This is a genomic window from Croceitalea vernalis (genome assembly GCF_031846405.1).
GTDB lineage: Bacteria > Bacteroidota > Bacteroidia > Flavobacteriales > Flavobacteriaceae > Croceitalea > Croceitalea vernalis.
Window position 1 is genome coordinate 267,877 of the sequence record NZ_JAVRHU010000001.1, and the last position, 21,286, is coordinate 289,162.

Sequence of the window (21,286 nt, forward strand, 5' to 3'; positions counted from 1 at the left end):
TGTTTATTTATTTAAAAGTTGAACAATTAAAATTCCGTTATCAGTTACTTCTTTGACCTTAACTACATTACCTTGTGTTAAATCATCTTTTTCATCAGTAAGTGCCTCCAATTCACGAAGTGTTCCTTGTACACTAATACTAACTTTTCCAATACTAGATCTATTCGCACCTATTGTCAAATACACTTCACCTATTTGATGTAAAGCGTTCTTAATTTTTAATGTTCCGCTACTTTGAAGCTTAGCCAAGTAATAAAATAACGCAGCCATAGCGGTCATCATGATTAACCCACAAATAACTGAAATAAATACTGTTAAACCAGTTGAAAGGCCATTATCTAAACAAGAAATCCCAGACCACCCAAAAATGGTAAAAAAGCCCATTAAGTTCTTGAAAGATAAAAACTGAAAACCGATACCTCCATCACCCTCTACTTCGGCATCAACATCACCTCCCATATCATCAGCATCTCCGCCGATTAGGGTCATAACAATGAGTACAAGGAATATTACGGAAGAAACCAATGCGGTAACCCAGTATATTTTTTCAAAAAGCGTTAAGGCTGTGAACCAGTCTTCCATAGGTTTTTAAATTTTGGTTAATGAATGAATTAAGATAAGACTTTACCGAGAACTACGGAAGACTTATTTAGAAAGTAAGATTGAAACTGCATTCCCCCCAAAACCGACTGCATTAACCATTACTCGAGAAATAGTTGATGGCTTATCTTGTATTGGAACAAATGGAACTGGAATAGTTTTTTGATGTAATAGCATTAGAATTGCCATTTCAATACTTAGCATTCCTGAAGCACCAAAAGTGTGCCCTACTTTCCATTTATTTGTCGTCAAAAAAGGAGTTTTGTTACAAAACACCTTCTTAACAGCATTATATTCTGCCTTATCTCCTTTTACTGTTCCTGGAGAATGCATAACAACAACATCTACATTATCAGCAGATTGACCACCTAAAGCCATGGACATACTATCTTGAAAACAATGAGCATCTTTTGATATAGATACATTGTGCTCAAGAGCCTCTGTGGCATAACCAAGACCTATAATTTTTGCTATTGTATTACTTGAACTACCCTTTTCAAGACAAGCCACTGATGCACCTTCACCCAATACCATAGTGTTCTTTGTTTTTTCTAAATCTAGTGCTCGGCATGGGAAAAAATTCTCGACCGAGCCTGTTTTATTAGTAGTTGAAAAACTAGAGGGGGATTTTGATTTATAAATTTTTAAAGCTTTCATTTGAGCAATAGTAAAAGCAGTTAATGGTGCCTCACTACCTCCAACTAAAAATTTATCTGTCATTCCACTTTGAATCCATGCAATGCCATTTAGCATTGCATGTAAGGCCGTAGAACATGTTATGGAGTGTGAAATATTTGGACCCTTTGTTCCCAAGTCATGAGCAACCCAGGTAGAGATATTACCTAAAGTTGTGGTCGGTGATGTTAAAGTTGAGGTATTATTACTTTTCAAAAATTCCTTGTGATAACGCTCAAAGAGTGAAGTTGCCCCTCTTGAAGAGCCTATGTTGACACCAAAATTATCACCGGTTGTCCAACCTGAGGTTTCAATAGCAAATCTCGAAGTATACATTGCATAAAGCACTGATAAATCAAGATATTTATATTTCGAATCTGAATTTCTTAAAATTTCAATTTCTGAAACTAAAGATTCTGGCAATGTGGCTGCGTAAACCTCATCGTTGCCTATCTTAATATTTTCTAAATAATGAGAATTTTTTTGATAAGCTTCCCAAGTTTGTTTGAGTGAACTTCCTATTGAGGAAATGGAAGATATAGCTGTTATGGAGATAGGCTCTTTCAATTGTCGAATTAATTCAGCAAAAGTAAAAGTTCTTACCTTCATGATTCCAATAAAAGTAAAGAAACCATGAATAATGAGTTAGTACCTCAACCAAATTGGTTGAAAAGAAACTGGAAATGGGCATTACCTTTAGGTGGTTGTCTAACACTAATCATAGGTTTGGTTGTATTGTTTGGTAGTCTATTTTGGGGTATTACCAATGTCATGGAAGATTCACAACCTTATGAATATGTTTTTGAACTTATTAATCAAGACGAGGAACTAATGAATATTTTGGGTTCACCTATTGAAAAAGATGGTGTGATACAAGGTAATATTAATTGGATAAATGGTGACAAAAGTGCCAAAATGGTCATCCCTATATCTGGGTCAAAAGGAAATGGTAGTTTATTTATAGATGCAAGCGGAAAAGCAGATGAGTGGATTTATCATGAAATACGAGTTGAAGTTAATGAGCAGGAATTTGATTTTTTAGAATCAACTGATACGGAGTATTAAGAATTTAAAAAATCTGAAATAGATTGATAAATTTTATGCAATTGGTCATTAGTAATAACGTAAGGGGGCAAAGTATAAATTGTATTTCCAAGAGGTCTCAGATTGACTCCTTTCGCCATAAAATATTTATACATTTCATCTCGTAATTTACCATAACGATTAGTTTCAACTTTTAAGTCAATTGCTAATACAACACCAAGCGTTCGGGCATTTTCAATTTTCGGATGATTTTCTATTTGTTTTAAAAACTTTTGATGTTCACCTTCAATATATTTTCTTCGTTCCGTTATATGAGGTGAAACAAGCAAGTCCAGTCCTGCTAGCGCAGCAGCACAACCTAAAGGGTGTCCGCTATAGGTATGTGCATGAAAGAAACCCTTTGCTGTTTCATTACTTAAGAAAGCATCAAAAATTTGTTGGCTACAGCTTGTTATACTTAAGGGAAACATTCCGGCCGTAAGTGATTTGCTCAAACAAATAATATCAGGTTTATGTTCTAAATAATCACAGGCAAAATTCTTTCCTGTTTTACCAAAACCAGTCATGATCTCATCAGCAATGCAAAGCACATCATGTTCTTGACATTTTTTGATTAGCATATTCAATCCTTTTGCAGAATGGAATTTCATACCGGCAGCGCCTTGAATTAGTGGTTCAAAAACAAAAGCAGCACAAGAATTTGATTTTAAAATAATATCCAACTTGCCTAATACTTCATCAATCGTTTCGTCTGTTGGTATTGGTATTCTTTCGACTTTCAATAAAAAATTTTCAAATGGCCCGTTATAAGAAGAAATACCTGATGCACTCATTGCTCCAAAAGTGTCACCATGAAATCCATCTTCAAATGCAATTAGAGTATCTCTACGTTTTCCTTGATTATGATGAAATTGCAAAGCCATTTTTATACCTGCCTCAATTGCAGTAGAACCATTATCATTAAAAAATATTTTAGATTGATTATCTGGTAAAATTTGAATCAAACGCTCTGAAAGTTCAATAGCTGGCTTATGAGTAAAACCACTAAACATGACAAAATCTAATTCTTGCATTTGCTTATTTAAAGCAGCAGTAATATCCTCATTACAATGACCATACATCGCCGTATACCAAGAGGCTATTCCATCAATATATTGTTTGCCATGTTCATCCCAAATTAATGCTCCTTTGGCCTTTGTTATTGCTAATGGAGCAGCCGCAGTCTTATGTTGAGTTAAAGGGTGCCAAATATGTTTTTTATCGCGAGTAATTAGTTCTTCTTTCTTCATAGGTTTTCTCAAGAGCAAAATACTATAGTTACAAAGATGGGAAAAGAAGCGAGGTATTTCAATTTATTCCAATACTTACACTATAAAATCATAACTTATATTTGCACAAATTTCAGCCAAATAATCTTGACTATAATTGTTCCTTGTTATAACGAAGCAAATCGATTACCTGTTGATAGTTTTTTAACCTTTTTGAAAAACTATCCGGCGTGTAAAATTTGCTTTGTCAATGACGCCTCTTCTGATAATACGGGAATAATTTTAAATGGCATAAAAGAGAATTTTGTAGAAAGAATTACCGTATTAACCAATGTCAAGAATCAAGGAAAAGCAGAATCAGTTAGAACGGGCGTATTGCATATTCTTAATAGTGAAAATGCTATTGCATATTTAGATGCTGATTTAGCTACCTCTCTTGAAGAGTGCTATTCTTATTTTTCATTTTTAGAAAATGATAAACGTTTTGTTTTTGCATCAAGAATTTTGAAAATTGGTTCCGTGGTAGATCGAAAGTTTTCAAGATTTTTAGCGGGTCGAATTATAGCAACTTTTATTTCGAGTATTCTTGATATCAAAGTTTACGATACCCAATGCGGGTGCAAAGTTTTTGATTCTGAAGTTGCAAAAATTGCTTTTAAAGACCCTTTTATTTCTAAATGGTTATTTGATGTTGAAATTTTCAGCCGACTGTTAAAATATTATGGAAAATCAGATGCTTTAGACTTTATGGAAGAAGTGCCGGTCAAAAGATGGGTAGATCAAGGAGAATCAAAAGTAAAAGTGACCTATTTTTTTAAACTTTGGTTTGATCTTTTAAAAATTTGGAGATTTCATAGAACATCATAGTTATATGCCAATTCATAATTCTATTTCAAATTTATCAGAAAAGGCAATTTTTGCCATCCTATTTCTATATTGTCTATTCATTCGTTTGCCATTCTTCTTTAGAGACTATATTGATAGAGACGAAAGTTCTTTCATATTAATGGGTCAATCTTGGGTAGATGGATATCTTCCCTTTACAGAATTATGGGATATAAAACCTCCTTTAATCTTTTTCTTCTTTGGCTCCATTATTTATTTTTTTGGGAAAAGTTTTATTGCAATTAGACTAATTGGTGTTTTATTAGTTACCACTTCTTCATTTTTTACCTACAAATTGGCCAAAGAAGAAGCATCAAAGTCTATAGCTTTAATCACAGCAGTGCTATGTATAATTCTTCAAAGTTTATTTGGTAGTTTACAAGGAATTATGTCAGAACATATTGCAATGGCATTCATGACACCAGCAATATGGTTAATGGTAACAACTAAAAACTCGATTTATAAATGGATAGGAATAGGCATTTTAGTTGGATGTGCCTTAATGATAAAACTAAACCTTGCCTACGTTGCCCTCATTTTAGGTTTAATTATCATTTGGACTTCCTACAAAAATGAAAAATCAATATTATCAATTTTAAATCCCATTTTATATGGCTTAGGTGCTCTTGTAATAATTGTGATTTGTTTTTTACCTTATTACAAAGATGATTTGTCTATGCTTTGGTGGAAATCTGTTGTTGAAGCACCGTTGGCTTATGCGGGTGCTAGAAATGATTCATTCATAAAACTCTTAGCGTATTTATCACCCTTTATTTTATTAATATGGTATTCATGGAAAAGAGGATTATTAAATTTTAAAAACCATAATACGCTATTTATTATTGGTTCAATTTTTGGAACGCTATTGGCTTTTATTAAAGGAGGAAGAGTGAATGGCCATTATCTAATCTTAATTTACCCAACGATTTTGGCATTTATAGCAATATTAATTAAGAAAAAATATTCTTTAAGACTTAAAAAATTCATTCCATTTATTAGTCTATTTCTTTTTTTAATTCCAGTGGAAAGCTATTTAGAATATTACAATATTATCAAACATAAAATAGAAAGAGGTTCTGTATTTAATGGCGAAGGCATAACTGTTCCAAAATACTTTAAGGATTATGGGATTAATTCTTCAAACATATATTTTGCTGAGTATCACATTGGATATTGGTTAATGAATGCAAAACCGGTTACCAAGAGTGCAACCCAACCTAGCAATATTTTAAAAGATGAAATGTTTTTTGCTTATGAAAATCCAAGGGCAACTGGTGAAAAAGAATTACAATTTATAATCGAACAAAAATCTCCTAGTCATATTGTTACAAGAAAAAATCGACGTGTTTTTGATAAAAAGGAATACAAAGCAAACTTCTATATTAATTTACAGCTATTAAAACTTTATAAACCATTAGATACTGTCGATAATGCTATTATCTATGAAAGGTTAAAACTTAAGTAGAGAAGGTCTTAATAAAGCAGAATGTTTTTCTATAACTGCTTGATTAATATTTTTTTCTTCATTAATTCTACCTAAAAAAGTGGCTTGAGTCTTCTTTAAAATAATATTTTCTGTTGTAGTATGTTCATCTCCACTAAAGATTATTCCAGGTTGATAACCCTTATTTTGTAATGCGTTTATGGTCAATAAACTATGATTGATACTACCTAAATAGTGTCTTGAAACTACAATTACCTTATAGTCCGGTTTAATCAAATCTAAAATAGTATCATCATCATTTATTGGAACTAACAACCCACCAGCGCCTTCAATTACCAAATGGTTATCTGTCTCAGGTTCCACTATTTGCTTTAAATAAATTTGAACACCATCAATTTCAGCTGCCGCATGAGGACTCATAGGAGTTTTTAATGCATAACTATTTTGATGAAAGACAGATTTTTTATTTGAAATTAAAGCTTTGACCTTATGCGTATCCGAATTGTCTAAATCACCTGCTTGTATGGGCTTCCAATAATCTGCTTCTAAAGCTTCTGTTACAATTGCAGAGGCAATTGTTTTTCCCACCTCAGTAGATATCCCTGTAATAAAGAATTTCATTTTTCAGCTTTTCTAATAAATTGACAATTGGCACAGCGGTATTTTTTCGGTTCAAAAAATGGAAAGAGTTTATAAAAAATTGTTTTTCGTTGATAAAGTACCTCTGATTTTTCTGCCTTACAATTTGGACAGACGATTAATTCCCCGTCTTCATCAACAGCATAATTACGTACTTGATCAAATATTTCTTGTGCTCGCTCCTTATCTTCTTGATGTACCTGTAATTTTATTCCGCCTATTGCGTTGCTGGCAAAGGGTTCAACACCAACGGTATTCGCATCTTTCAATGTTACTGAAATTCCTTCTGATTCTAACTTTCCTTTGATAATTTGAACATCTGCCAAAAACTCAAAGCTGCCTAAAGTAATCAAGTCTTTACCCATTTTCTTTAATCAATAATAAAACTCTTTCTATTTCATCTTTCGTATTGAAAGCATGCAGACAAATTCTTAAGCGCTCATTCCCTTTAGGAACCGTTGGTGCTAAAATTGGACGAATATCAAAACCACTTTCCATTAGGGTTATTGATAAACTTCTAACGGCTATGTTACCCGATATCAACGCAATTTGAATAGCAGATGTACTCAACAAAAATACTTGCCTTAGGTGCAGTGCTTCAATTGTCTGGTTAAAATAGTGAATATTCTGTCTTAATTTCTCTATTAAACTTTTGCCATATTCAACTTCTAAAAATTGATGTGCAGCTAAAATAGATGCGATGGAATGGGGTGCTAAGGCCGTTGTATAAATAAGACTTCGCGCAAAATTAATCAAGTATTCTTTTAAAGGTTTACTACCCAAAATTGCCGCACCATGGCTGCCTATTGCCTTTCCAAATGTAATAATCTGGGCAAAAACTTTTTCTTGTAAGTTCTTTTCGACCACTAAACCCTTACCAAAAACACCAATAGCATGAGCTTCATCTACTATAAAATATAGGCTATGTTCATTACAAAATTTTGCAAGTTCGCTTATATTGGGGGAATCACCATCCATAGAGAAAACTGACTCCGTCACTACATAAATTTCCTCATAAAAATCCTTTTCTCTAATCTTGTCAATCTGACCTCTTAGATCATCAACATTGTTATGCTTGAATTTAAATGCCTTTGCATCGCTCATTTTAATGCCATCACGAATACTAGCATGAATCAATTCATCATAAAAAATAATATCATTTCTTTGTGGTACACAAGAAAAAAAACCGACGTTAGCGTCATAACCCGAGTTGAAAATCAAAGCACTTTCAAAGTCATAAAAAGACTTTAAATAAGACTCTAATTCTGAATATAAATTATGATTGCCAGTAAGCAATCTCGAACCAGTAGCCCCGTTAAAAGAACTATTTGATTTCAATATCTCATTAGTCGCACTTTGCAATAACGATGTTCTGGATAAGCCCAAATAATCATTAGATGAAAAATCAATCAAATCTTGTTGAGGCTTTAGCTCTCGAAAACTATTCTCCTCTTGGCGCCTTATAAGTTTTCTGGATAATTTTTCAGGGAAATCTGACATAAATCAAAAGTAGCATCTTTATCGAAATATTAATGACAAAAAAAAGCCACTTGAAATAAGCAGCTTTTTTTGAATTATATCGTTTTGGTTTAATCAGCCAAAACTATCACCTTGTTATCCTTTAATTCAATGGTACCGCTATTAATAGCTAAAATGGTTTCCCCACCGGCGCCTTGAGAGAATTTATTTTGGAATTCTTCTTCTATTGAAATATCACCTTGAAATTTTACACTACCCTCTTGTAATAATGATACAATCGGAGCGTGGTTTTGTAACATTTGAAACTCACCATTAATACCAGGCACCGTAACTGAAGTTACTTCACCTGAAAAAAGAGTAGCCTCTGGAGATACAATTTCTAAATACATTTTTATAGTAATTAGTTTGTTAGTATTTAAGCTTCCGCAAGCATTTTTTCACCAGCTTCAATAGCTTCTTCAATGGTCCCTTTTAAGTTAAATGCTGACTCTGGTAAGTGATCTAATTCACCATCCATAATCATATTAAAACCTTTAATAGTCTCTTTAATATCAACTAAAACTCCTGGGATTCCTGTAAACTGCTCTGCTACATGAAAAGGTTGTGATAAGAAACGTTGTACACGTCTAGCACGTCCTACAGCAAGTTTATCTTCTTCAGAAAGCTCTTCCATACCCAGAATTGCAATGATATCTTGAAGCTCTTTATAACGCTGTAATAACTCTTTAACTCGTTGCGCACAACCGTAATGATCATCACCTAAAATATCAGCAGTTAAAATTCTAGAAGTTGAATCTAACGGGTCAACTGCTGGATAAATACCAAGCTCCGCAATTTTACGAGAAAGTACCGTTGTCGCATCTAAGTGCGCAAAAGTTGTTGCTGGCGCTGGATCCGTTAAATCATCCGCTGGTACATAAACCGCTTGTACTGAAGTAATAGAACCTCTTTTTGTTGATGTAATACGTTCTTGCATTGCACCCATTTCAGTTGCTAATGTAGGTTGGTAACCTACTGCAGATGGCATACGACCTAATAATGCAGATACTTCAGAACCTGCTTGTGTAAATCGGAAGATATTGTCAACAAAGAAAAGAACATCTTTACCTTGGCCATCACCTGCCCCATCACGGAAGTATTCAGCAATTGTTAATCCAGATAAAGCTACACGAGCACGAGCTCCTGGAGGCTCATTCATTTGACCAAAAACGAAAGTCGCTTTTGACTCTTTCATTGCTTCTTTATCAACTTTAGATAAATCCCATCCGCCTTCTTCCATTGAATGCGTGAAATCATCACCGTATTTAATGATACCAGACTCCAACATCTCTCTAAGCAAGTCATTTCCTTCTCTTGTACGTTCACCAACCCCTGCAAATACTGAAAGACCACCATGACCCTTTGCAATGTTGTTAATTAACTCTTGAATTAATACCGTTTTACCAACACCTGCACCTCCAAATAATCCAATTTTACCACCTTTGGCATAAGGCTCAATTAAATCAATTACTTTGATACCTGTAAAAAGAACTTCTGTTGAAGTAGAAAGATCTTCAAATTTTGGTGCTTCACGGTGAATTGGAAGTCCATTTTTACCAGCTTTTGGCAAATTCTCCATTCCATCAATTGCATCCCCGATTACATTAAAAAGACGTCCATAAACATCTTCACCTATTGGCATTTGTATAGAGCTACCAGTTGCTACAGCCTCAACACCTCTGCTTAACCCATCTGTTGAGTCCATTGAGATTGTTCTTACCGTATTTTCACCAATATGAGATTGTACTTCAAGAACTAGTTTTGAGCCATCTTCTTTGTCTATTTCTAAAGAATCATAAATTTTAGGAATCTCAGTTCCTGATTCAAATTCAACATCAATAACTGGTCCGATGATTTGGGCAACTTTACCTGTAACTTTAGCCATTACTTGCTTATTTCGTTTTATTCAATTTCTTAGTGGGAAAAACCCTCTTTTTTCCGGCTGCAAAGATATGTTTTTCGTTTTGTAATTAGAAACTTCCATAATCTTTTTTTAAAACAAAAAAGCAGCCATTGCGGCTGCCTTTGTTAAAAAGTAAATGTTATGTTATTATGGATTGATTGTCCAAGACACGTAGTAAATGGAACCTATCAAACCGGAACCAACAGCTTGAAAGTATTCTTCATTCAAAATGTTGGATGCTCCTGCCTTAAATACAGATTTAATACCTGGAACAGTATAATTCACTTGAGCATCAAGCACGGTAAATGAAGGAACGTCACCATCAGCAAACGAAGCTTCCCAGAAATATGAATCGCTCCAACGATAGTTTACTCCAAATCCGAAATTCTTAAAAAGCTCTGTATTACCAAAAGAAGCCTTCACTCTATGTTTTGGTGTATTGAAATTAGTTCTAAAATCGGGGAAAGCAACTTTATCGAAATCTAAATCGGTAAAGGTATAGTTAACACCTAAATCAAAATCTCCCAAAATTTTAGTATCAACGCCTATTGTAGCTCCCCATGAATTAATATCAACTGTTGAATTGGTATAGGCTTGGTACGCTTTAAAATCTCCATTTGCAAGAGCTAAAACAGATAATGAATTATCGCCCACCTGTCCGTATAATGGAACGATAGTCGTTACGTTAGCAATAAAATTTGCATAACTGTTATAGTAACCACTTAAATCAATAGTAAATTTACCTAGCTGAGCACGGTAACCCGCTTCCACAGCAGTAATTTCTTCCGGTTGAACAAGACCTGGTGTAGCTATCTCTAAAGCCGTCGGGTCGCCGGTAGCAGAAAACGCACCAACAGAACTTAATGAATACGCATTTTCATAGGCCGATCTACCTGTTACTTGAACCGTTTCGGCTCCACCTGTAAATACCTGGCCTGGCTGACTAACTGGAAAAGTTCTAATATCTCTATCAAGGTTAGTTGGCGCAGAACCAACTAAAATTGCTTGACCTGCATCAAGTCCAATAAATAAATCTTGAGTAGTTGGGTTTCTAAATCCTTGTTGTATCGAGGCTCGTAGATTATGGTTTCTGTTTTCTCCTAGTGTAACTGAAAAACCAGCTCTAGGCGAGAAGAAACCATCAAAGAATTCATTCTTATCATAACGACCTGACACCGTTAATTTAAGTCTTTCATCAGCTAGCTTTTTCTGTACTTGCATGTAACCACCATACTCCTGATAAGTAATTGGTCCATCAATATCAGTAAATATAGTTCCACTTGAATTTAGTTCGTATTCTCTCCAAGAGCCACCAACTTGAATATCTGCCCAATCATCAATCAAATGCGCTAAATTATAGTTACCATTTACGTGTCGGAATTTCGTGTTATCAATAAATTTTGAACCTGTTGTCAAGTCACCATCACTTGTAACAGCATTAAAAGCACTTTTAAACTGAGCACTTCCCGGTTCGTAACGTCCGGTATCGGCAGCCGCTCTAGCTGCAGCATGTGCTTGTTCATCTGTTGCTAAAACACCTGATCCCACTCCCAATTTAGCTCCTATAAAAGTAGCCGCATAATCACCAAACCATGCTAAATCAGATTTCCACCTTCTATTAACATTTATAGCAGTAAATCTTGTATCATAGGCATCACCTGAGTTCTCTGAAACAATATATCCTCTTATAAAAAAGTTATCATTTTTCAATTCTAATTTATGCTGTTGCATAGTAAAACCTTGTACTGCGTATCTATTAATACCTTGATATATAGTAGTACCACGACCGATACGACCATTATATATAAGTTCTAAATCATCGGCAAAAGGTCTGTAGTGCAAAGAGAAATCCGTTTTTACACTCTCCGCGTTATAATTTGTTAAATCGCTCTCATTATAGCCCGTTCTACTAACAAAAGCTGACCCTACCGTACCAGCAGGTAATCCTCCTAAAACATCAAAATTTAAGACCGTACCAACTTCATCACCATAAACATTTAAACCATTGTAAGCTGGGTTCGACCGATCAGCTCCTGGGTTGGCCAAATCATCAGTTCTATTTGCATGCCAATCTTCACCTTTCAAGAATGAAAAGGTAGCTTTTGCAGCAAATTTGTCGCTAAAAGCATGTGCGGCTCGGATACCAAAATCATAATACTGATTATCACCGGCAGCCTCTTGAGATGTTATGCCAGTTTTACCATATGCGCTGATTCCCTGAAAATCCCATGGATTTTTACTACGCATAAATAGTATACCATTAAATGCACCGGCACCGTATAAAGCCGAAGATGCCCCTGGTAATATCTCAACACTTTGAACATCTAGTTCAGACATACCAACTAAATTACCTAATACAAAATTCAAACCTGGGGCAGTATTATCCATTCCGTCTACCAGCTGCATAAATCTTGTATTTGCAAAAGTTGCAAAACCTCTTGTGTTTATAGATTGAAAAGTTAAACTGTTGGTATTGATATCTACACCCTTTAGATTTTGCAGACCGCCATAAAAAGATTCCGCAGTTGTATTCTTTATTTCTTTTAAACCGAAACGTTCAACAGATACTGGTGATTCAAAAATTCGTTCTGGCGTTCTCGAAGCCGAAATCACAATTTCATCAAGTGCTGTAGAGTTTTCATTCAATATAACGGCTAAGGATTGATTATTTTCTGTAACTGCAACGGTTGCAGTACTATATCCTATACTTGATATTTTTAAATCAAATGGAGGCGTCTGCGAAGTAGTTAAAGTAAAATTACCATCAAAATCCGCTACCGTTCCTTCTGCCACACCTACTACAACAATATTTGCGCTTGGTACAGGATTTCCATTTTCATCTGCAACTTTTCCAGTAACTGTAGTTTGTGACATTAAAGATGTTCCTAAGATTAGGAAAAATGCCAAAATTAAATTTTTCATTAGACTTGAATTTGCGTTAAGTTAGTTTTAAATCAGCGTTAAAAATTTGAGCGGAATATACATTTTTTTAAGATTATATCCACGGAAAGAAAAAGAAATTATGCATGCATAGTACTTTTTCTTTAAAAAAACACGGTTTGAAGTGAGAATTTAACAAAAAAAACCGTCATAAATGACGGTTTTACAAAAATATGCTTTGGTAGATAATTACTCAACAGTAACTGATTTTGCCAAATTTCTTGGCTGATCGACATTACAACCTCTCATTAACGCAATATGATATGAAAGCAATTGTAAAGGAATTGTAGTTAACAATGGCGTTAAAGCTTCTGATGATTCAGGAACCTCAACTACATGGTCAGCAATGTCTTTGACGGTTTCATCACCTTCCGTAACAATTGCAATAATTTTACCACTACGTGATTTAATTTCTTGAATATTACTAACTACCTTTTCGTAGTGTCCTTTTCTTGTAGCTATTACAACTACGGGCATTTCTTCATCAATCAAAGCAATAGGCCCATGTTTCATTTCCGCAGCAGGGTAACCTTCAGCATGGATATAACTAATTTCTTTTAATTTCAAGGCTCCTTCAAGGGCAACAGGAAAATTATAACCTCTTCCCAAATACAAACAATTTGTAGAATCTTTATAAACCTCAGCTATCTTTTCTACTAAATCATTTGATTTTAAGGCCTTCTCAACTTTTTGCGGTATACCCTCGAGTTCCGTCAAAAATTCATGGTACTTAGATTGTGAAAATTCACCTTTTTCTTTAGCTAGTTTTAGAGCAATCATTGTTAAAACCGTTATTTGGGTTGTAAAGGCTTTAGTTGAAGCCACACCAATTTCAGGTCCCGCATGTGTATAAGCACCAGCATGTGTTTCACGTGCTATGGAAGATCCGACCACATTACAAACTCCGAAAACAAATGCTCCCTTTTCTTTGGCCATTTTAATAGCTGCTAGAGTATCTGCTGTTTCGCCAGATTGCGAAACAGCAATCAAAATGTCCTTTTCCGTGATCACAGGGTTTCTGTATCTAAATTCTGAAGCATATTCGACTTCAACAGGAATTCTAGCTAAATCTTCAAAAATATACTCAGCAACTAATCCCGCATGCCATGACGTTCCGCAGGCTACAATAATTATACGGTTAGCATTCAAGAATCTCTCAATATTATGATCAATTCCTGACATTCTAATATAACCCTCATCTGCTAACAAACGACCTCTATAAGTATCATGAATTGCCCTAGGTTGCTCATATATTTCTTTAAGCATAAAGTGATCGTAGCCACCCTTCTCAATTTCCTCCAAGTTCATTTGGAGTTCTAAAATGTTAGGATAGCTTATAGCATCATCTTTTATCTTACGTAACTTTATTTCTTTTCCAATTCGTATAATAGCCATTTCTTCATCTTCAAGGTAAACGGCATTATTGGTAAACTCGATAAACGGTGAAGCATCAGAAGCAATAAAATATTCACTTTCTCCAATACCTATAGCTAAGGGACTTCCAAGTTTTGCTACTACAATTTCATCAGGTTTGTTCTTGTCAAAAACTGCAATTGCATATGCTCCTATTACCTGATTTAATGCAATTTGAACTGCTTTCCCAAGTTTTACACCCTCCTTCTTTTTTACTTCCTCAATAAGATTAACTAAAACCTCTGTGTCAGTATCAGATTCAAAGGTGTAACCCCTCTTTATTAAAGCTTTTTTAATTGATTCGTAATTCTCTATTATTCCATTATGAATAATGACTAAATCGCCCGAATTAGAAACATGTGGATGTGAGTTAACATCGTTAGGAACACCATGTGTAGCCCACCTTGTATGGCCTAAACCTAACTTACCATTTGTATCTATTGATTGAGTGGCTTTATTTTTTAAATCTTCAACCTTTCCCTTTGTTTTTGAAAGCTGCATACTTTCACCATCAAAAAGAACGACCCCCGCACTATCATAGCCACGATATTCTAGCCTTTGTAAGCCTTTAATTATTATTGGATAGGCATCTCTATGCCCAATATAACCAACTATTCCACACATATTATTAGTTTATTTGAGGTTCTGTCAAACAAGTTTTCATTTGCAAAAATAATATTTGAATGAATAAACTTGTTAAACTCTAGAGGTATTAACGAAAAAAATATGCAACTGGTATGTAGAATACAAATTGGATGCTAATTTGCTTCAGTATAAAAAATTTCCAGCTTTAATTTTTTATCATCGTCTTGCAAATCTACATTTGGTCCAAAAAGGACGGTTCCTAAAGGATTTATATTTGACAATACAGGAATACTCGGATTATTCATATCCGTAGATTGAGATTCTAATGCCCCGGTAATACTTATATCAGAAGAAAGAGTTAGACCAAGGGTTACATTTTCTTCGTCACGCAGAATCAAATCATTAACATATTCAGTAAGTCTAACAGTATACTTTACCCCATTACCATCATCATCCCTTTCAATAATACCATCGTAGTTTAAAAATTGACCTAAAGGAGTAATTGAAGTTGAAGTTTCATTTGTTATATCATACAATGGATCTAAACTTTCTAATTCAAATAAATATAATCTAGGCGGTTCTGTTGCGTTAGATTCACTATCAATAAGGCTTCTATCAATATAAAATACAAGATTAGCCTCGTTGATAATCCAATTGTTGCTTTTGATTTCAGAAATTATGCTCGTACCATTATCCTCTTCAAATAAATTTATTTCAGCATATGATCCCGAACCTCCTTTTAAGTATATTCTTGAATCACTCACATCATCATCCAGAGAAGCAATTATATCTGATGAATAAGGTTCGTCTATATAAGTATTAACTGCGTTGCCATTGGTATTGTTATTAATATTTTGGAAAAAGTTAATCGTAAAATCTCTTTCAACTCTTTCAATTTCGCCTGTCGTTGTATCAGCGTCTGTATCACTATCATCAACAACGAAATCATCGAATTCATATGTCACTGTAATGTTCGCTTGGGATAAATCAAACAAAAGCATAAGATCTTGTCCAGCAGGAGGAGTTAGCGTAAAATGTAATCCTCTAATGAAATCACTAAAATTTGCCTGACTTTGAAATTCTGTACTTCCTTCTTTGTCTATAAAGTTTTCTTGAAAAAATTGAGTATCCAGTTTTATTCGAATGCCTGGATTTAGTCGCGTTTCCACAACCTCTGATTCATCTTCATCTTCGGTATCGAGATCATCTTCTTCAAAAAACAAATACTCGAGACTGCTAATTGTAACTGTAGTATCTGCCAAAACTTCTGAAACAAAACTTGGTGAAAATTGTTGGGTCGAATAATATTCTTGAGCTTCTTGGAAGTTCGTATTAGGATCTAAGTCTCTTAGAAAAAAAGTTGATCTTTCTACCTTAAAACCAAAAGTTGAGCCTATAATTTCATCTTTTCTTATTGAATTTGAAAATATACTATCTAAAGCAAAATTTATTGGAAAAGAATTTATTATTGTTGATTCATCTTCAGCATCGCCAATACCATCGCCATCGGTATCTGGATTAAAAGGATCCGTTCCTGCTACTCTTTCTTCGTTATCCGTGACACCATCACCATCCTCATCAGTGTCTGGATCAGTTGAATCATTATCAAACTCATCTTGTACTCCATCGTTATCAGCATCTCTACTCGCTGCGGGTACTTGTTGATAAGGTATATACAGAATGACTTCTTTTACAACTTCATTTTCCGGAAGGGTATCATTGTTACCAGAATTATCTTGTAACAACTCTTCGTCTGCACTAAGATTACCATATTCTGTTATCCCTTGTAAATTTGGTAAGGTCAATTGTGTGGTAACTTTTGCCTCTCTTAGTCCATAAATAGGGTCATTATAAGTTCCCAATTGATACAATGGCATTTTATTTGTTTGGACAGCATTAAGTCCTTTATTGAAAGCAAAAACTTCAAATTCTGCACTAGCCGTATTAAAAGGCTCTCCACCAATAACACCGTCGCCTATTGTATCAAGCTCCTCTTCACAAGAAACCAAAAAAGCGAACAAAATAATTACTCCAGCAAAAGCTGAAATTACATTTTTGTAAATACCCATTAGGTCTATTTTAACACTTCTGTATTGTAGAAATTAGAATAAGCTTCTTCTGCTTCTTGAAATGAAACAAAAGGTAAAACAGGCTTATCCAAGTTGGAAATATGTTCTGTTAAATCATCAGAAATTTCTTCCGATGCTAAAATAACCGCATCAGAATAATCTACTGCTACCTTTAACAAATTATTATAGTCAGGAGTGCTTAAAGTGCTGATTTTACTATCTTCAATACCATCAAATGCTATCTTCTTTTGCATATTAGCATCTAATTCACCATCAAAACTTTTACCATATACAGATGTTACAATCTTACTATCAGCAAAAATTGGTTCATCAGCATAATATTGTCTTAGGTATAATGGCAATAGAGACGCCATCCATCCATGAACATGAATAATATCTGGGGACCAGTTTAATTTCTTTACAGTTTCAACGACACCTTTGGCGAAGAAAATAGCACGCTCATCATTGTCAGGGAAAAGATTTCCATCTTTATCAGTAAATGTTCCTTTTCGTTTAAAATATTCTTCATTATCAATGAAGTAAACTTGAATTCTTTCCCTTGGAATTGAAGCAACCTTAATAATCAAAGGCATATCCATGTCATTTATGACTAGGTTCATCCCAGACAAACGAATGACCTCATGCAATTGATGTCGTCGTTCATTAATATTTCCATAGCGAGGCATAAAAATCCTAATTTGACCACCATTACTGTTGACCATTCTTGGAGCTTCATATGACATTAAAGAGACTTGATTCTCTGGGAGGTAAGGCACTAATTCAGAAGATACAAATAATATCTTTTTACCATTCATAAACGTAATTTTTGTTTATCGAAAAAACGTAGCTGCAAAAATACAAAATTTATGTAGATTACCAGTATTTATAGTATTTTTGCACGTTTTTAACGCTTTATATGCAAGTTTACACTACTAAAAAAGACCTTTTAGCTATTCTTAAGTCTAAAAAGAACAAAGAACTAAGCCTTGGTTTCGTCCCAACAATGGGCGCTTTGCATAAAGGTCATATTTCCTTAGTTCAAAGAGCTTTCAATGAAAATGAATTAGTCGTGGTTAGTATTTTTGTCAATCCAACTCAGTTTGACAATGAAGAAGATTTAGATAAATATCCTAATACCCTAAAACAAGATTTAGATTTACTTGAAAAAGTTTCAACTAATATCATTGTTTTTGCACCCACGAAGAATGACATTTATAATGATAAAATTAAATCTGAATCATATAATTTTAATGGCCTCGAAAAGGTTATGGAAGGCACCTTTAGGGCAGGGCATTTTAACGGTGTAGCTACTATTGTTGAGTTACTTTTAAAAACGGTGGGGCCAGATAAAGCCTACTTTGGAGAAAAAGACTTTCAGCAACTTCAGATTATCAAAAGACTTGTGACCTTAAAAGACATCTCGTGTCAAATTATTGGTTGTCCAATTGAGCGTGAACCGAGCGGTTTAGCTATGAGTTCTCGTAATGAACGCCTTTCTAAATCGACTAGAAAAAAGGCAGGTTTTATTTATGAAACTCTTAAAACTGCCAAAATAAAATTTGGCACGAAAAGTGCACCTATAGTTAAAGAATGGGTTTTTAACCAATTTTTAAATAGTTCACTTTTTGAGTTAGAATATTTTGAAATAACGGATATAGACACCTTAACACCAATAGCAAAAAAACAAATTGATATAAAATATCGGGCTTTCATAGCTGTATACACTGAAGAGGTTCGCCTGATTGATAATATCGCACTTAATTAAGTAATTTTACCCCCATGCAAATCGAAGTCGTAAAATCAAAAATTCATCGTGTTAAAGTCACAGGAGCGGACTTAAACTATATTGGTAGTATTACCATTGATGAAGATTTGATGGATGCCGCTAATATCATAAGAGGCGAAAAAGTTCAAATTGTAAACAACAATAATGGCGAACGCCTTGAGACTTACGCCATTCCTGGGCCTAGAAATTCAGGTGAAATTACTTTAAATGGAGCGGCAGCTAGAAAAGTAGCTGTTGGAGATATCCTTATTTTAATAACTTACGCTAGAATGGATATAGAAAAAGCAAAAAGCTTTAATCCAGCATTAGTTTTTCCTGATGAGAACTCCAATTTATTAAATTAATTTTGACTCCATCCTTTAAAAAAATTCTTAAAATCGTAGTTCCAATTTTATTGGGAGTTGGTTTGGTTTGGTACTCTTATTTCTCTACAACACCTGAGGATAGAAAAATAATTATTGAAAATATCTCAAAGGCAAATCCATTTTGGGTTGGCTTATCTATTCTTATTGGCATTTTAAGTCATGTTTCAAGAGCTATAAGATGGAATTATTTATTAAATCCTTTAAATTATCGTCCAAGGTTAAGCAATAATATTTTAATTATTCTAACCTCATACTTAGCAAATTTAGGTATACCTAGATCTGGAGAATTTTTACGTGCTACTGCCTTAACTACTTATGAAAAAGTGCCTTTTGAAAAAGGTTTTGGGACTATAGTTACAGAAAGAGTAATTGACCTTTTAATGCTTTTTATAATCATAGCATTTACTCTTGTTTTACAAACCGACATCATCTTAAACTTTTTAAATAACTACGGAATCAACCTAATTGGCTCACTAATATTTTTAACAATATGCATCTTAGGTCTTTTGAGCGCAGTATTCCTTATTAGAAAGTCAACAACAGGTTTTGCTTTAAAACTAAAAACCTTTTTAAATGGTATGCTTGAAGGGGTTTCGAGTATTCTAAAAATGAAAAGTAAATGGTTATTCGTTCTACATACTTTGATTATTTGGGGTTGTTATATTGCTATGTTTTGGGTGATTAAGTACACCGTTACTGAAACAATAGACTTAACATTTTCTCAAATTCTTGTGGCCTTTATTGCTGGAGCTTTTGCTATGTCAACTACAAATGGTGGTATTGGGGCATACCCGATTGCCGTTACAGCTGCACTCTCTCTATTTGATATTACCGAGGTATCCGGAAAAGCTTTTGGGTGGATTATGTGGATTTCTCAAACCCTAATGATAGTAGTTTTTGGGGCAATATCTTTCTTACTACTACCGTTATTGAACAGAAATCGATAATCCTGATTATCAAAAGAATACCCCATGACCCAAAAATTATTTGCCGTTTTGGCACTGTTATCTATTGGAATTAATGCTCAAGTAAAACAAGAAATATTTGAATCTTTTAGACTACAAGAACGTCGAGATGTTTCTTATTACTTTCCGGAAGATTATACCGAAGAAAAAAAATATCCTCTAATTGTTGTATTAGATGCCGAATATCTTTTTGATAATGTGGTGGCTAATGCAAAATTTTATAGCACACATAACAGAATGCCAGAAGCTATCATTGTTGGTGTTCATCAAAGTCAAAATGATCTTCGTTGGGAGGATTGTGATTTTGAAGAATCTACTGGACTTCCAACTGAGAAAGGAAAATTATTCTACGAGTTTCTTGGCACTGAACTAATCCCATATTTAGAAACCAGTTACAACATAGCTCCATTTAAAATGTTCATAGGTTATGATATCACTGCCAATTTTGGTAATTATTTTCTATTTAAAGACAAATCATTATTTAATGCGTATCTAACGATCTCTCCTGTACTTGCAACTGAAATGGATAGTCGAATTCCTGCAAGATTGTCAGCATTAAATCAAGAGATTTTTTACAATTTAGTATTAGAGAAAGAACCAACTGATGATCGTCAAAAAATTCTTCAAATGAATACAGCTATCAGCTCTATTCAAAAAGAAAATTTACATTATTTCTTTGACCAATACGATGAACCAGATCATATCTCTATTGCTGCTTATGGCATTAGTAAGGCATTTGACAATGTCTTTAAACTATTTAGACCAATTAGCCCCAAAGAATATAAAGAGCACATTCTTACCTCAAACGACCCTGTCATAAACTATCTTGATGCTAAATATGGAATGATTGAAGAGTTACTTGGTTTTGAAAAAGAAGTTGAGTTAAACGATATTATGGCCATTTATGCCGCTTGTCTTAAAAAGGAAGATTATGAAAGTCTACAACCTTTGTCAGAAATCTGTAAAAAACAATTTCCTGAAAGTATGATGGGTTTTTATTTTGAAGGTGAGTATCTTGAATTAATTGGCGAACCCAAGAAAGCTTTTAAAACCTTTGAAAAGGCTTTTCAAATGAATGAAATTGATTTCTTGACCAAAGACATGGCTCTTGACAAAATGGATGCGCTTAAAGCAGATTTTGGCTATTAAAATATAGAACTTTACACTTATCTTTAGCCAAATTCCTA

At 34.1% G+C, this 21,286-nt stretch carries 19 protein-coding genes; 7 read left to right on the plus strand and 12 right to left on the minus strand.

The annotated features are described in order from the left end of the window. Nucleotides 1-3 precede the first annotated feature (3 nt). Complete coding sequence (locus tag RM520_RS01155; RefSeq protein WP_311386677.1) at nt 4-582, minus strand: hypothetical protein; 579 nt, start codon at nt 580-582, stop codon at nt 4-6. A 63-nt stretch (nt 583-645) separates the two neighbouring features. Continuing rightward, the gene (locus tag RM520_RS01160) at nt 646-1,884 is read right to left on the minus strand and encodes a beta-ketoacyl synthase N-terminal-like domain-containing protein (protein WP_311386678.1); all 1,239 of its coding nucleotides are present in this window, start codon (nt 1,882-1,884) and stop codon (nt 646-648) included. Nucleotides 1,885-1,908: 24 nt separating this feature from the next. Between RM520_RS01160 and RM520_RS01165 the strand changes: the two genes are divergently transcribed. Further along, entirely contained in the window at nt 1,909-2,340 is a 432-nt protein-coding gene (locus RM520_RS01165; RefSeq protein ID WP_311383877.1) for a cytochrome c oxidase assembly factor Coa1 family protein, read from the plus strand. Here RM520_RS01165 and bioA read toward each other — a convergent pair. Continuing rightward, nucleotides 2,337-3,608: an adenosylmethionine--8-amino-7-oxononanoate transaminase gene (gene bioA / locus RM520_RS01170; RefSeq protein ID WP_311386679.1), complete on the minus strand. Its 1,272-nt coding sequence runs from the start codon at nt 3,606-3,608 to the stop codon at nt 2,337-2,339. The genes RM520_RS01165 and bioA overlap by 4 nt on opposite strands. 126 nt (nt 3,609-3,734) lie before the next feature. Between bioA and RM520_RS01175 the strand changes: the two genes are divergently transcribed. Together RM520_RS01175 and RM520_RS01180 are read left to right on the plus strand one after the other, a co-directional pair. Continuing rightward, a complete protein-coding gene (locus RM520_RS01175; RefSeq protein ID WP_311383879.1) occupies nt 3,735-4,454 on the plus strand; it encodes a glycosyltransferase in 720 nt (239 codons plus the stop codon). Between the two features lie 139 nt (nt 4,455-4,593). After that, nucleotides 4,594-5,937, plus strand: a complete 1,344-nt coding sequence (locus tag RM520_RS01180) for an ArnT family glycosyltransferase (protein ID WP_311387380.1) — start codon at nt 4,594-4,596, stop codon at nt 5,935-5,937. On the opposite strand, the gene bioD is transcribed toward RM520_RS01180, so the two are convergent. The 9 genes from bioD to RM520_RS01225 form a co-directional block, all read right to left on the minus strand. Next, on the minus strand, nt 5,923-6,537 hold the full coding sequence (gene bioD / locus RM520_RS01185; RefSeq protein WP_311386680.1) for a dethiobiotin synthase: 615 nt from the start codon (nt 6,535-6,537) through the stop codon (nt 5,923-5,925). The two genes, RM520_RS01180 and bioD, sit on opposite strands and share 15 nt — an antisense overlap. Beyond that, nucleotides 6,534-6,920 (minus strand): putative signal transducing protein, encoded by a 387-nt coding sequence (locus RM520_RS01190; protein WP_311383882.1) that lies wholly within the window; start codon nt 6,918-6,920, stop codon nt 6,534-6,536. The genes bioD and RM520_RS01190 overlap by 4 nt, the downstream gene beginning before the upstream one ends. Next, nucleotides 6,913-8,055 carry an aminotransferase class I/II-fold pyridoxal phosphate-dependent enzyme gene (locus RM520_RS01195; RefSeq protein WP_311386681.1) on the minus strand — a complete coding sequence of 381 codons (1,143 nt, stop codon included), beginning with the start codon at nt 8,053-8,055 and terminating at the stop codon, nt 6,913-6,915. Before RM520_RS01195 ends, RM520_RS01190 begins: the two co-directional genes overlap by 8 nt. 89 nt (nt 8,056-8,144) lie before the next feature. Beyond that, nucleotides 8,145-8,423, minus strand: coding sequence for a F0F1 ATP synthase subunit delta/epsilon (locus RM520_RS01200; protein WP_311386682.1), 279 nt, complete (start codon nt 8,421-8,423; stop codon nt 8,145-8,147). Nucleotides 8,424-8,449: 26 nt separating this feature from the next. Next, entirely contained in the window at nt 8,450-9,958 is a 1,509-nt protein-coding gene (gene atpD / locus RM520_RS01205) for a F0F1 ATP synthase subunit beta (RefSeq protein ID WP_311386683.1), read from the minus strand. Between the two features lie 165 nt (nt 9,959-10,123). Beyond that, complete coding sequence (locus RM520_RS01210; RefSeq protein ID WP_311386684.1) at nt 10,124-12,898, minus strand: TonB-dependent receptor; 2,775 nt, start codon at nt 12,896-12,898, stop codon at nt 10,124-10,126. A 207-nt stretch (nt 12,899-13,105) separates the two neighbouring features. Next, nucleotides 13,106-14,953: a glutamine--fructose-6-phosphate transaminase (isomerizing) gene (gene glmS / locus RM520_RS01215; protein ID WP_311386685.1), complete on the minus strand. Its 1,848-nt coding sequence runs from the start codon at nt 14,951-14,953 to the stop codon at nt 13,106-13,108. Between the two features lie 134 nt (nt 14,954-15,087). Beyond that, nucleotides 15,088-16,983 (minus strand): DUF4270 domain-containing protein, encoded by a 1,896-nt coding sequence (locus RM520_RS01220; RefSeq protein ID WP_311386686.1) that lies wholly within the window; start codon nt 16,981-16,983, stop codon nt 15,088-15,090. Nucleotides 16,984-16,988: 5 nt separating this feature from the next. Further along, nucleotides 16,989-17,798, minus strand: a complete 810-nt coding sequence (locus RM520_RS01225; RefSeq protein WP_311386687.1) for a glycogen/starch synthase — start codon at nt 17,796-17,798, stop codon at nt 16,989-16,991. Nucleotides 17,799-17,899: 101 nt separating this feature from the next. Between RM520_RS01225 and panC the strand changes: the two genes are divergently transcribed. Genes panC through RM520_RS01245 form a run of 4 tightly spaced genes read left to right on the plus strand, consistent with a single transcriptional unit; the run spans nt 17,900 to nt 21,248 of the window. After that, the gene (panC, locus tag RM520_RS01230; protein WP_311386688.1) at nt 17,900-18,748 is read left to right on the plus strand and encodes a pantoate--beta-alanine ligase; all 849 of its coding nucleotides are present in this window, start codon (nt 17,900-17,902) and stop codon (nt 18,746-18,748) included. 14 nt (nt 18,749-18,762) lie between these two features. Beyond that, the gene (gene panD / locus RM520_RS01235; protein ID WP_311383891.1) at nt 18,763-19,113 is read left to right on the plus strand and encodes an aspartate 1-decarboxylase; all 351 of its coding nucleotides are present in this window, start codon (nt 18,763-18,765) and stop codon (nt 19,111-19,113) included. 2 nt (nt 19,114-19,115) lie between these two features. Continuing rightward, nucleotides 19,116-20,081, plus strand: a complete 966-nt coding sequence (locus RM520_RS01240; protein ID WP_311383892.1) for a lysylphosphatidylglycerol synthase transmembrane domain-containing protein — start codon at nt 19,116-19,118, stop codon at nt 20,079-20,081. Nucleotides 20,082-20,105: 24 nt separating this feature from the next. Continuing rightward, nucleotides 20,106-21,248, plus strand: coding sequence for an alpha/beta hydrolase (locus tag RM520_RS01245; protein WP_311386689.1), 1,143 nt, complete (start codon nt 20,106-20,108; stop codon nt 21,246-21,248). Nucleotides 21,249-21,286: the final 38 nt, after the last annotated feature.